This is a genomic window from Helicobacter didelphidarum (assembly GCF_003364195.1).
GTDB lineage: Bacteria > Campylobacterota > Campylobacteria > Campylobacterales > Helicobacteraceae > Helicobacter_A > Helicobacter_A didelphidarum.
In genome coordinates, this window is record NZ_NXLQ01000012.1 from 46242 (window position 1) to 59691 (window position 13450).

The following is a 13450-nucleotide window of genomic DNA, read 5'->3' on the forward strand; positions in this document are numbered from 1 at the left end:
GATTTTTAAAGTGTTTTTAAATAAATTTGTAGGTTGGTTTTCACATGATATAGCAATCGATTTAGGAACTGCAAATACTATTGTTATGATTAAAGGGCATGAGATTCTCATTAATGAACCCTCTATTGTCGCTGTCAAAGTTGATAAATACCATCATGATGGAGAGATCCTTGCTGTTGGTAAAGAAGCCAAAGAAATGATAGGAAAAACTCCTGATAATATTCGGGCTATACGTCCTTTACGAGATGGAGTTATTGCTGATTTTGAGATTACAGAAAAAATGATTCGCTACTTTATTGAGAGAGCACATAAAAGAAAATCGTTTATGCGACCAAGAATAATGGTTTGTGTGCCTTATGGATTAACATCCGTAGAACGTAAAGCAGTCAAAGAATCGGCTATGAGTGCTGGTGCAAGAGAAGTATTCCTTATTGAAGAACCATTAGCCGCAGCCATTGGGGCAGGATTACCTATACAAGAACCTCAAGGAAGTCTTGTTGTTGATATTGGCGGTGGCACAACAGAAATAGGAGTGCTATCTCTTGGTGGATTAGTAATATCAAAATCGATTCGTATTGCAGGTGATAAACTAGATCTCGCAATTATGGATTATGTTCGTAAAAAATTTAATCTCTTAATAGGGGATAGAACAGCAGAAGAAATCAAAATTGATATAGGTTGTGCAGCTCCCCTTGAAACTCCCCTAATCAAGCTTATTAAAGGACGAGATCAAGTGAGTGGATTGTTAAATTCAATAGAACTAACAAGTGAGGATATTCGTGAAGCAATCAAAGATCAAATTAAAGAAATGGGAAATGCACTGCATGGTGTATTGCAAGAAGTGCCACCAGATCTTGCAGGTGATATAGTAGAGAATGGTATCGTTTTAACAGGTGGTGGAGCTCTTATACGAAACCTTGATAAATATTTTTCAGATATTGTAAAATTACCAGTTTATGTTGGTGAAGAACCATTGCTTGCGGTTGCAAAAGGGACTGGTAAAGCAATGGAAGATATGGACATGCTTGAAAGAATTGCTGCGAGAAGTTAAAAACTACAATACTAGGATTATAGAGTGAAATTATTTACCTTTTTTGTTATAATTCTAGGTATCTTAGTTACCGTGTTTGGTTTTACACCTACATTGCGACAATATGTTCTTGATATGTCATTTCATATTAAAATCTTTTATTTGGATAAAAAAGAGGATATTACTTTCTTTATCCAAGACTATATCAATCAAGCAAATCAAATTCAAAATATGCGAACAAAAATTCAAAATCTAGAGGCAGAAACAATTCAATACGAAGCCCTCAAAGCAGAATTTGAAAATCTCTCATACTCTCTTGAAGTTGAAAGGCATTATGATGATCCTGATGTTCATCTGGCAAAAATTCTCTCATATGCTACACTTGGATCATATACAAAAATTTGGATTCGCTATCCAGCATTACCAAATAATACAAAAATTTTGGGAATTATCAAAGATGGTTATGCCATTGGTATTGCAAAATGGGTTGATAATCATTTACTTGGAATCTTGATTGGTGATCCAGAATGTAGTTATAGTGTATACATTGGTGAGAACCATGTTCCTGGAACATTAAGGACAATAGAAGATGGCAGTATTGTGATAGACTATATTCCTGCATGGCAAAGTATTAAAAGTGGGGATAGTGTTATTACAAGTGGTTTAGATGGTATTTTCTTTGAGGATATAAAAGTAGGCACTATTGGTGCTATTAAGTCAGATAATGGTTATTTGCGTGCGGAACTCAAATTGCAAAATTTCAATAATCATTTAAGTTATGTTTGGCTTGTTGATACAAAAATTATGCAAACAACAACTCTTAATGACAATATACAAAACATACAAACTGAAAAAGAAAAATAAAAAACAACAATATAGCCCTACAAGTTTGTATTTACTATAAAGTCTAATATTATAGATATATCTCATTATTTTCTTTTATAAAATAAATGAAAACAGAATAATAAACTATTATAAGATGATAAATACACATAATTGCTTTTTATTGATACCCTTAAACTTACATTTGTTTTACCACTTAGTAGGCTAAGTATCTTAATAAAACCCTCTTTATCTTACTAAGATTTTACAAATATTCTTCAAATCATAATTATTGTGGTTTAAAGTTTTTAGAATCTTTACAATATTGCTTTACAAAGCAATTTTCACATTGAGGTCGAACAGCCTTGCACTCGTAGCGACCAAACAATACAAAAGCCTGATGTAGGAGATTTAAATTATCTTTAAAAATTTTTGTTAAATCTGTTTCAGTTTGCAATGCAGTTTTACTTTTGCTTAGTCCAAGCCTATGAGAAACCCGAAAAACATGCGTATCAACTGCCATATAATTCATATCAAAAAATTCACCCAACACGACATTGGCAGTTTTTTGTCCAACACCATGCAGTTTCATAAGATCCTGCTGATTGGTTGGAATCACCCCATTAAAGTCACTCTCTACACTTTGTGCCATAAGAATAAGATTTTTTGCTTTATTATTAAAAAAGGAAACAGATTTTATTATTTCTTTTAAATCATCAATATTTGCCTTACTTAATTCTTTTGTGCTTGGATATTTTGTAAAAAGTAATGGGGTTACGATATTAACGCGTTTATCCGTGCATTGTGCAGAAAGTATCACAGCAATCAGCAACTCGTAAATATTGTTGTAGTGTAATTCTGTTTGTGCATTTGCATATTTTTTTAAAAACAAGTCTTTAATTTGAATATATTGTTGTTTTCGTGCCATTGTATGCCTTTTGTATAATCACATAAAATTATAATAAAAGATTCTATAATAATATCTTCATTGGCATGGAATCCTTATCCTCTATTTGCACATGAATTTTTACTCAAGCTTCAGAATCTGATACTATATATCAAAAAAAAGAAAAAGAAAGAATATAACATCAAAATATACTCATTTTCTTTTATTGTTATAAAGTCCAATTCGAATCTCATACCGAAGAATAAATATGCTCACACACAATGCACATATTTGTGCAATTGGATAAGCAATCCATGCACCATTTAAACCATACCGATATGCAATGACTGGTAAAAAAATTGCAATAAATATAAGTGTATAAGACATTATTATAAGAAATGAACTAAATGCTCTTTGTAAAGATTGTAAATAAAGTGCAATAATAATATTGATTCCTAAAATAATGAATCCTAAAAAATAAATTTTCATTGCTTCCGCACTTTGTGCTTTAAGGCTTAAATCTTTTAGAAATAAGGACGCTATAAAAGTATCAAAAAGAAAAAATATTATATAAATACTAATTGCTAAAATAATCTCAACACATATATAAAATTTTAGAATCTTCTTAAGTCGTGAAAAATCTTTCATACCATAATTAAAACTTGCAAGTGGTTGGATAGATTCTGCAAGTGCAAGGAGAATTGTAAAAAAATTGAATCCAGCATACATCAAAGCACTATAAATTGCAAGAGAGTTTTCTCCACCAACATCTTTTAAAACACTATTATAAAGCCACATTACAAAACCAACACTTGCTTCACTTGAGGCATAAGGCACTCCCAATTTCATTACTCGTAAAATAGCCTTAAAGCTTATTGCACGAACAAAATATAAATCTCCTTTTTTCTGGAGTAAAAAACTACATTTTTTACTCATAAAGCATAATAATGATTGACTAAAGAAACCAAAAAAAGCTTTTCTCATATCAGTAGAAATATAATGCCACAATAGCACTAAAGAGCCAATGATATGTCCCAAAGTTGTAGCATACGCACTTCCAATAATGCCAAATTCCCATACAAACAAAAAAAGATAATTAAAAATTATATTGCAAATTGCTCCTAAGAACATTGCAAACATGGCAAATCTTGGTCGCTTATCATTTACCACACAAATATCTAAAACTGGATGAATAATGACTCCAAAAAGTCCAATAAAAATCCCTTTTAAATATTCAATAGCCATGATTTCAACATGCGTAGAAAGCCCTTTAATAAAATAATGGACAATTATGTCTGCATTGTAATAAAAAAACATTCCCAAAACAAAAGACAAAGGAAAAAGAACATAAAAAATACTACTAAAAATAGTTCTCGCAAATTCTTTTTTTCCTTTTGCCAAATAATAACCAATAAGGCTTGCACCACCGAGTGAAAACATCAAGGAACAAGCCATTAAAATCGGAAAAATGGGCCATGTCGCAGCAATAGCTTTCATCGCCTCATCACCCAATTTTTTATTAACAAAGATTCCATCGACGGTTGAATAACTTGCCATTGCAAGCATGGTAAGCAACATGGGAATAAAATAGTTGATAAAAAGTTTAGGGATACTATCTTTTGCAAGATCGATATTTGACTGTGTTTTTGTCATATTTATTTTCGCTTAAGATAATAAATCTTTAGTAGGTGTAGCGACAGACTGTTTGTCATGTGTATCAAATTTCTTTCTAAAAATAATCTTAAAGGTAACAACAAAAAACCAACGTAGAATTCCATAGAGAATATAAAGACTAAAAAGAATACATAAGGTTAATGAAGGTTGCACAATAACACATGTTAAAAGCATAAGAAGAAGTATAAAATATTTTAAATTCCATTTTACCTTTTTAAAACTTGGATAACGAATATTGCTTACCATAAGAATTGAAGTAACAAACGCAAGAATAAGAAAAACATAAGAATGTTCAGTGATAAAGTTTGAAATACCAAAAATATCAAGTTTATGGTATTCTACAACAAGAATCCACAAACATATAATAGCTGCTGCAGATGGAATAGGCAAACCAATAAAGGAATTTTCAACACTTGTTGTTATATTGAATCTTGCCAATCTAATCGCACCAAGGACAACAAAAAGCCCACTAATCGCCATTCCATAACGACCATAATCATGTCCAACATAAAAATAAAGCACAACAGCAGGTGCAACACCAAATGCAACTATATCAGCAAGCGAATCGAATTCGACACCAAATTTACTTGCAGTATTTGTAAGCCTAGCAACTCGCCCATCTAGTCCATCTAATACCATAGAAAAGAGAATATACCAACAAGCAGTAGTAAAAGATTTTGAGTCATCATATACTAAGCCTTTGTATGCCATAAAGATAGCCAATATTCCCATAAAAATGCTTGCTGCAGTAAAAAGATTCGGTAAAACATACCTCGGGCTAATTTTCATAAATTCTCCTTGAATTCTTTAAAATCTTGCTAAAAATCTATTCATTAAAATTTTATTTATATAACAATATAATATAAGCTTGATAAATTACTTTCCCTCACTACAAACACACAATAATAATGCTATAAAACAGATTCTACCATAATTTTCTTTTTTCTCTTGTAAAATATATAATATTGCATTCTTTTTGTAAGTATTTTATTTCATAAGAAAAAAAATCTTATAAAGAATGGCAAATCAGCTTTATGCAGGAATCACTTCTTGCAAATAACTCTCTATATTGCAATCTATAAGAGATATATTTTGATATTGAAATAAAAGGTTACTTAATATTGCTTATATACTTGAAAAGAAAATATTAGTTCGTTATATGCAAATTGTTTATCTTTTTATTCCTTAAATACTATTTTGTTAAGTAATTTTTTTCTTGCAATATTGAATATATTTTATTCCACAATTATCCATAATTTTCATACAAACTTTAATATTTAAGCAATTAAAAACTCAATATGACATAACTAGAAAACATAGAGTGAGAAAAATTACTAATTATTAGATGATTTAAACATCACTCTTACTAAAAATCTGATAAAAATTATTTGTCCTGTTGCAACATAACTCAATATTATCTATCAGCATGTGCCCATGCACGAACTTTACTGATTCGATTCACTTCTTCTTCACTAAGGTAAATAATAAAGGCGTAATAATTTTCTTCAGGTTTTTCACGCACAAGAAAAAAAGTTCGTAATCGATAAGAAAGAGCCATTGAGCTTAATGGCTCAACCTGATAGGTAACATAAGTTGGTCGTGTCGTATTAACCAAAATCTTACTAACTTTCCGTAAGGCTTCTGTATTATAGAATGTTAAACTATAATCACGAAAATCTGAATATACACCAACCAAATGATTATTGTCTGAATCACAAAAGGAAAAATAAAGATTTGATGAAATTTTATTAAGTTTATTTGCAAGCAAACTTGCATATTCCAGTCTAATGCCTTGAAATGTTTCCAAATAAAAATTCTTAATCCCAAACCAACCTTCTCTCTCGATATATTCAAGATTAAAATCACCAAAAATAGCACAAGGAATATCAAGATTTCGTATATCTTTAGCATCTCGAATAGACTTATCGCAATATCTTGTGCTACTAATTTTCTCAAAAAGATCTTTTGCATTGTGAAGAAAATCTGGATTATATTGAAATTCAAAATGCACAAGGAATGGTTTATATTCTATATTGTATTCACTATAATGTCCATTTTTAATACTTCTATCTAAACCAAAATCTTCAAATCTTTGAGCAAATGAACTTGAATCAAAAGCCTTAAATTCCTTAATATTTACATTATAAGCTTTTCCAGATAGTAATGGTGCTATCACGATTTCATCAAAAGCATTTCCTACCGCGATACGATCATCAAGTAGCACAGGTTTTTCAACATTAAAAGTTGTTGATTGTGGATGGAAAGTATGGTCAGTAATATTATTCATTAAAATATCCTAAAATTTATTGTCTATGACATCACAAAATAAAGTATGTCTTTTACTTATTTCAATTTAAATTATATTATAAACTTTGAATAAAACAATAATAAAAATATATTTACAATTGAGCTGTGCGTCATTATAGCTAAAAAATAATAATATAAATCCATAATTGCGGTGTATTATTGCAAGTAGTATGATAATTTAGATTCTAAAAATCAAAAAAATTCTATAATATATTAAAATAATAATCTTTATTCAAATTTTAGGATTTTTTTCTACTACATACACTATTATATTATTCAAATTCTTTTTGAACTTTATTTTTCTACATTTGTATAATTTATGGTATTTTTGATGAAGTCTCAATAAAATTATTTTGAATCGTCTGATAGAGTTGTGCAAATTTCACTCTCAAGCACAAAATATTTACCACTTCCATATTCTATGGAATATTCACTACCGTTTCCTTGTAAGGCATGAAGTGTTAATTTACTTTTTTCAAGATAGGAATAATGGCTTCTATGGACAAAAACTTCGATTTGTTCTACGCTACCAAGCAAAATATCATTTTCCCCAATTTTAAAATCACCCTTCTCATAACATAATGCAGCACTTCCATCGCAACAACCTCCAGAAATATGAATAATAAAATCATGATATTCATTTTTAAGCTGTTGTATAAGTATTTTTGCCTCTTGTGTAATATTGAGCGTATCCATGTTCCTATCCTTGACTTAGTTTTATAATTATTGTGGTAAAATTATAGCAAACATTAAAAATTTTACAAGAAAAGCATGATGCTATCAAATTACTTAATTTTATGATTAATCTTAGGAAGATTAAAACCACATTGCATAAATAAAGTTTCTTATCAATAGATTTATATATTTAATGATACTATAAAACTACAATAGGAAAAATTTTTAATATTTTTTAGAATTAAAATATTATTAGTAATCTTTTGATACAATTTCAAATTTACATTTTACATCTTTAATTATTACATGGAGTTTGTATGACAACAATTTTGATTGTTTTGCAAGTGATTTTATCAATTAGCATCGTTATTGTAGTTTTACTGCAAAAAAGTTCTAGCATTGGGCTTGGAGCATATAGCGGGAGCAATGAAAGTCTTTTTGGTGCAAAAGGACCAGCAAATTTTATGGCAAAGATTACAATGCTTTTAGGTGTAATATTTTTAATCAATACTATTGCACTTGGGTATCTATATAACACAAAGACAGCAAAAAATAAAAGTGTTATTGATGGCATGAATATACCAAAAGCTCTGCCACTTACTCCAACAGATAATTCTGTGCCATTATCAAGTCCTCTTTTGAACGGAGGCAATCAATCTAATACTATTCCCCTAATGCAAGGTGGAGATTCTCCATTGCAAAACACAACATTGCCAACCCAAAATTCTTTAGAATCCACAACACAGTAGCAATCGCAAGGGAGCAAATAATGTTACATAGTCTTTACAAAAATACAAAAGAACATATGGATAAAAGTATCAATTCTCTACAAAAAGATTTTACAACTCTTCGTAGCGGACGTGTCAATGTGAGTATTTTAGATAATATCCGCATCGAATATTATGGTACGCCAACACCATTGGAACAAATAGGAAGTATAATCGCACAAGATGCTACAACAATTATCATTACCCCATGGGAAAAACCATTATTGAAAGATATTGAAAAAGCAATTCAAGAAGCAAATATTGGTGTGAATCCAAATACAGATGGAGATTCTATCAAGCTTTTCTTTCCTCCAATGACTTCAGATCAACGCAAAGAAATTGCCAAACATGCAAAAGCAATGGGAGAAAAAGCAAAAGTTGCAATTCGTAATATTCGTCAAGATTCTAATAATATGATTAAAAAGTCAGAAAAAAATAAAGAAATTACAACCGATGAAAGTAAAAAGGGGATGGATGAGATTCAGAAAATTACTGATGAATATATTAGAAAAATTGACAACATGGTAAAGCATAAAGAGGAAGAGATTATAAAAGTATAACAGGAGGAGAAAAAATGAGCCTAGATATAGAATCTATTTATCGTCAAAATAATGCTTTATTGCAAGGTCACTTTCTCCTTAGTAGTGGTAATCACACGAAATTTTATTTGCAATCAGCAAAAGTTTTAGAAAATCCAAAAACAGCAGAGTTACTTGCCACGGAGTTAGCAAAACAAATTATTGAATCAACAATTCAAATTGATTGTGTTTGTTCTCCTGCATTAGGTGGGATTTTGGCTGGTTATGAGCTTGCACGTTCACTTGGTGTGCGATTCATATTCACGGAACGAGTAAATGGTATTATGGCTTTACGACGTGGTTTTGAAGTTAAGACAAATGAAAACATATTAATCTGTGAGGACATAATTACAACAGGTGGAAGTGCAATGGAAAGTGCAGAATGTATAAAGAATGCAGGGGGAAAAATTGTTGCATTTGCAGGACTCGCAAATCGCGGGTTTTGCAGGAGAATATTACCACACACAACACACAGTACACAAGAAATAAAAACAGAATCCTGGAAGCAATTCTCAATGCCACAAAGTAAAAAAGAATGCAAACTTACTCAAAATATTCCATTATTTGCTTTAGCAGATTTTGAATTTGAAATTTATGATTCTCAAGATTGCCCTTTATGTAAAGATTCTGTTGCATATAAACCTGGTAGTCGCTAGTATTCTGATTTTTCATTATCATTAAGTAAAACAAATATTTGTTTAATTAATATAAATTTAAGTAAGTTTTAATAAATATTCTAGTATAATAGTTCTCTTGAATGTGTTCGTAGCTCAGCTGAATAGAGCAACAGGTTGCGGTCCTGTAGGTCGGGGGTTTGAATCCCTCCGAGCACACCATAAAATATTGATTCAATTATCAATCAAAATGCTTTTAGTTTAAATATCCTCTCTTACAAAATAAACCAGACATCAAAAAAATTAAAAAAAGAAATTTTAAATCTTTATCAATACAAGATTCTATGCCTTAAGCTTTTAAATATCAATCAAAGTAATAGAGTATCACAGATAGCACCAATGACAGCATGTGGTAAAATGTTACTTCATATTTAGAAAAAGATTCTCATATTATATAAATTAAAGCCGATTAGTTGCTGTCTCAAGTTACTTGTCTTTCTAACTTATCAAGCATTTATTTGTCATATATTAGCCATAAAAAATGCTAACTTATGAAATATTGCATCTTGTTAATCAATATTTTAATTGAACTTCAAAATTTGTATAATTCCCTGCAATCAAAAGCCCTATATATTATATGTTCCCTATCATTTTACCACTGAATATAAATTTAATATTAACCCCATATGTTTCTTAGGCATTATCTATGTAAAACTTAGGGCATAACTTCACATTAATATTCTTAATAAATAATATAACAAATATAAGTAAAAGATATATCCCATAAATGACTAACACTGCGACTAAAGTAGCTACAATATATCTTGTTTCATGGTTAATTTACTAACTTATAAAATTCAATTTGGCATTCTATTAATCAAAGAAACATTTTTGAATATTTTTTGAATTTGAGTAAAAAAAATATACAGATAATTTAAGAAATACAACATAAAATATAATATTTTATAGTCGTTTTAAGAAAATGTAAGAAAAAAATATGTTATCATAATATTTCTATTCTAAACGATGTTTATATTTGCATGATTTAAAATCTTCACTTTATTTGTTTATTTAGAGAAAGGAATACATAACAATATGGAAAAAAAACGAGTATATTATTTCTCAACTTGTATTGGAAGCACAGCATGTGCTGATACATGTATCAATGGTATCAAACTTTTACAAAGAGAAGGCATCGAAGTAATCTTTAAACAAGATCAGACTTGTTGTGGGCAACCAAGCTATAACTCTGGTTATTATGAAGAGACAAAACAAGTCGCACTTTACAACATGAATCTCTTTAGTGAAGATATTCCAATTGTGCTTCCAAGTGGTTCTTGTGCGGGTATGTTTAAGGTAGATTATATAGAGCTTTTTGAGGGGACACAATATCATGAACAAGCAAAAAAGTTTTGTTCTCGAATCTATGAACTAAGCGAATATCTTGATAAAGAATTGAACGTAGTGTATGAAGATAAGGGTGAAAAAGTAAAGGTTACTTGGCATAGTAACTGCCATGCCTTACGCGTAGCAAAATGCGTTGATTCTGCAAAAAAACTAATTAGAAGTCTTAAAAATGTTGAACTCATTGAATTAGAGAGAGAAGAAGAATGTTGTGGTTTTGGTGGAACATTTAGTATTAAAGAACCTGAAATCTCAAATGCAATGGTAAGTCAAAAAATTGAAGATATTAAATCTCGCAATGTTGAATATCTGATTGCTGGAGATGCAGGTTGTTTGCTAAATATAAGTGGTGCAATGAGAAAACAAGGTGTAAATGTTAAATACATGCATCTGTATGACTTTCTAGCAACAAGAATTGGATTGTAAGGGGGATAATATGAGTGATATAGGAATAAAGACTAAAGATGAGTTTCATCATGCAATCAATGGAAATCTTAACGATAAGCAATTAAGGGCAAATCTCAAAAATGCAATGGATACACTCAAAAATAATCGTAAGAATCTTATCAATGCAAGATTCTATGATTGGGAAAGTCTGCGCAATAAAGGCAAGGAGATAAAACAAAAAAATCTCCGACAACTTGATATTTTACTTGAACAATTTGAGGCAAATGCTGTAAGAAATGAAATTAAAGTTCATTGGGCAAAAGACGGTGACGAAGCAAATGAAATCATTTATAATCTTATGGTTAAGAAAAATGTTAAAAAGATTCTCAAAGGCAAGTCAATGGCGAGCGAGGAAATGCATTTAAATCATTTTTTAACACAAAAAGGATTTCAAGCAATCGAGACAGATTTAGGTGAAGTTATTATCCAATTGCTTGATGAGCCACCTGTTCATATAGTTACTCCAGCTATTCATAAGAATAGGTATCAAATCGGTGAGATTTTCCACGAAAAATTAAATGCTCCTTTAGAATCTGAACCAGAAAAACTCAATGAAATCGCAAGAATTTATATGCGTAAAGAATTTGAAGAATTTAAAATGGGACTTAGTGGTGTAAATTTTGCCATTGCAAATGAAGGTGCAATCTGGCTTTTAGAAAATGAGGGAAATGGACGAATGAGTACTGCTGCACCTGATATTCATGTCGCAATTTGTGGTATTGAAAAAGTAGTGGAGTCTTTTGAAGATGCTGCCACACTTAATGCGTTACTTATTCCATCCGCTACTGGTGCACCAGTAACCTGCTATAATAACATTATTACCTCCCCAAGACAAGATAACGAGAAAGATGGACCAAAAGAAGTCCATATTATTTTACTCGATAATAATCGCTCCAATATGCTAAAAGATCCTCATTACTATCGTTCAATGAGTTGCATTCGTTGTGGAACTTGCCTCAATCACTGTCCTGTATATGATAAAATTGGTGGACACGCATATTTAAGTGCATATCCTGGACCGATTGGTGAAGTCATAACACCTCAAATTTATGGAATTAATAAATTTTCACCAATGCTTGATTTATGTTCGCTTTGTGGGCGGTGTAGTGAAGTTTGTCCGGTGAAGATTCCATTAGCCGAACTTATTAGAGATTTGCGAAGTGAAAGAGTTGGAGAAGGACGCAAAAATATTGTAGGTAATGATGGTAGCACGAAAAATCCTCAAGAAATTTTTGCAATGAAGCAATTTGCGAGTGCTGCAACAAATCCATCGAAGTGGAGAATGGGTATTACTATGGTAGGTAAATTCGCACCGCTTGGCAAAATGTTTGCAAACTTTATTCCGGGATTAAAAAATTGGGTAAAATACCGAGAATTTCCTGAAATAAATGGTGGACTATATGCTCAAGTATCCAAAATGGAAGGAGTGATTTATGAGTAATTCAAAAGAATTTATTTTGCAAAGATTACGAGATTCTAAAGCACATAATCCAAATATTCCAAATTTTGAACCTCACTATAAAGGTGCGATGAAGCTAACACATGAACTTTTGGAAGAATTTATTACCAATCATACGAATAATAAAAGTATAATTGTGCATTCAAATACAGAGAATATTTTACATGATGTAAAAGAGATTCTTAAAAATGAAGGTGCAAAAAAAGTGCTTTATAATCCTGATATTATAATAGCAAATGCGTTTGATACAAAAAGTCTTAATGATGAGAATCTATCCAATGTAGAACTTATCCCTTATACTTACAGTGTTGATGAACATAGAGGAGAATTATTTAGTATAGACACTTCAATTGTGCAAGCACGATGCGGAGTAGCAAATATTGGTGTCATCGGCTTAAGTGCTAATCCAAATGCTCCTCGTCTCTCTTCACTCATCACAAATACTTGCATTTATCTTCTTGAGAAGCAACATATCGTAGAACACATGTTTGAGGGAATCGAGCTTATGAAAACATATGAAAAACAATTAAGAGGTAATGATGTTTTACCAAGCAATCTTATTTTTGTTGCGGGACCATCTAGAACTGCAGATATTGAACTACAAACGGTATTTGGTGTGCATGGACCACGCAAAACTTTCGTGGTACTCTATTAAAAAATAAGAAATGCCTTTGTTTATTAATTAGTTATTCATAAAAATTAATAAACAAATAATAGCCACTTTTAATTATCTTATGAACACAAGAATTGTGTTGCAACAAAAAATATTCTTTAATACATAAAGTAT

General features: G+C 30.6%; 13 protein-coding genes and 1 tRNA gene. 9 read left to right on the plus strand and 5 right to left on the minus strand.

Annotated elements, in window-relative coordinates; genetic code table 11:
• Positions 1–10: 10 nt before the first annotated feature.
• Both CQA53_RS06350 and mreC read left to right on the plus strand, forming a co-directional pair.
• Positions 11–1051 (plus strand): rod shape-determining protein, encoded by a 1041-nt coding sequence (locus CQA53_RS06350; protein ID WP_115543182.1) that lies wholly within the window; start codon positions 11–13, stop codon positions 1049–1051.
• A 24-nt stretch (positions 1052–1075) separates the two neighbouring features.
• Entirely contained in the window at positions 1076–1894 is an 819-nt protein-coding gene (mreC, locus tag CQA53_RS06355; protein ID WP_115543183.1) for a rod shape-determining protein MreC, read from the plus strand.
• Positions 1895–2141: 247 nt separating this feature from the next.
• On the opposite strand, the gene nth is transcribed toward mreC, so the two are convergent.
• The 5 genes from nth to CQA53_RS06380 all read right to left on the minus strand — a co-directional run bounded on the left by nth (position 2142) and on the right by CQA53_RS06380 (position 7415).
• Positions 2142–2780, minus strand: coding sequence for an endonuclease III (gene nth, locus CQA53_RS06360; RefSeq protein WP_115543184.1), 639 nt, complete (start codon positions 2778–2780; stop codon positions 2142–2144).
• A 171-nt stretch (positions 2781–2951) separates the two neighbouring features.
• On the minus strand, positions 2952–4391 hold the full coding sequence (locus tag CQA53_RS06365) for an MATE family efflux transporter (RefSeq protein WP_115543185.1): 1440 nt from the start codon (positions 4389–4391) through the stop codon (positions 2952–2954).
• Positions 4392–4403: 12 nt separating this feature from the next.
• A complete protein-coding gene (gene pssA / locus CQA53_RS06370) occupies positions 4404–5201 on the minus strand; it encodes a CDP-diacylglycerol--serine O-phosphatidyltransferase (RefSeq protein WP_115543186.1) in 798 nt (265 codons plus the stop codon).
• Between the two features lie 625 nt (positions 5202–5826).
• Positions 5827–6699 carry a hypothetical protein gene (locus tag CQA53_RS06375; protein WP_115543187.1) on the minus strand — a complete coding sequence of 291 codons (873 nt, stop codon included), beginning with the start codon at positions 6697–6699 and terminating at the stop codon, positions 5827–5829.
• A gap of 368 nt (positions 6700–7067) precedes the next feature.
• Positions 7068–7415, minus strand: a complete 348-nt coding sequence (locus CQA53_RS06380) for a DUF779 domain-containing protein (protein WP_115543188.1) — start codon at positions 7413–7415, stop codon at positions 7068–7070.
• Positions 7416–7711: 296 nt separating this feature from the next.
• Here CQA53_RS06380 and secG point away from each other — a divergent pair, with 296 nt between their 5' ends.
• The 7 genes from secG (at position 7712) to CQA53_RS06415 (ending at position 13318) form a co-directional block, all read left to right on the plus strand.
• Complete coding sequence (gene secG / locus CQA53_RS13725; protein WP_115543189.1) at positions 7712–8143, plus strand: preprotein translocase subunit SecG; 432 nt, start codon at positions 7712–7714, stop codon at positions 8141–8143.
• A 20-nt stretch (positions 8144–8163) separates the two neighbouring features.
• Positions 8164–8721, plus strand: a complete 558-nt coding sequence (frr, locus tag CQA53_RS06390) for a ribosome recycling factor (RefSeq protein WP_115543190.1) — start codon at positions 8164–8166, stop codon at positions 8719–8721.
• Positions 8722–8735: 14 nt separating this feature from the next.
• Positions 8736–9395 carry an orotate phosphoribosyltransferase gene (gene pyrE, locus CQA53_RS06395; protein WP_115543191.1) on the plus strand — a complete coding sequence of 220 codons (660 nt, stop codon included), beginning with the start codon at positions 8736–8738 and terminating at the stop codon, positions 9393–9395.
• A gap of 103 nt (positions 9396–9498) precedes the next feature.
• Positions 9499–9575 (plus strand) — tRNA-Arg (locus CQA53_RS06400).
• An 873-nt stretch (positions 9576–10448) separates the two neighbouring features.
• Positions 10449–11183 (plus strand): (Fe-S)-binding protein, encoded by a 735-nt coding sequence (locus CQA53_RS06405; protein ID WP_115543192.1) that lies wholly within the window; start codon positions 10449–10451, stop codon positions 11181–11183.
• A gap of 10 nt (positions 11184–11193) precedes the next feature.
• Positions 11194–12645 (plus strand): LutB/LldF family L-lactate oxidation iron-sulfur protein, encoded by a 1452-nt coding sequence (locus tag CQA53_RS06410; RefSeq protein WP_115543193.1) that lies wholly within the window; start codon positions 11194–11196, stop codon positions 12643–12645.
• On the plus strand, positions 12638–13318 hold the full coding sequence (locus CQA53_RS06415) for a LutC/YkgG family protein (protein WP_115543194.1): 681 nt from the start codon (positions 12638–12640) through the stop codon (positions 13316–13318). The genes CQA53_RS06410 and CQA53_RS06415 overlap by 8 nt, the downstream gene beginning before the upstream one ends.
• The last annotated feature ends 132 nt before the right edge of the window (positions 13319–13450 follow it).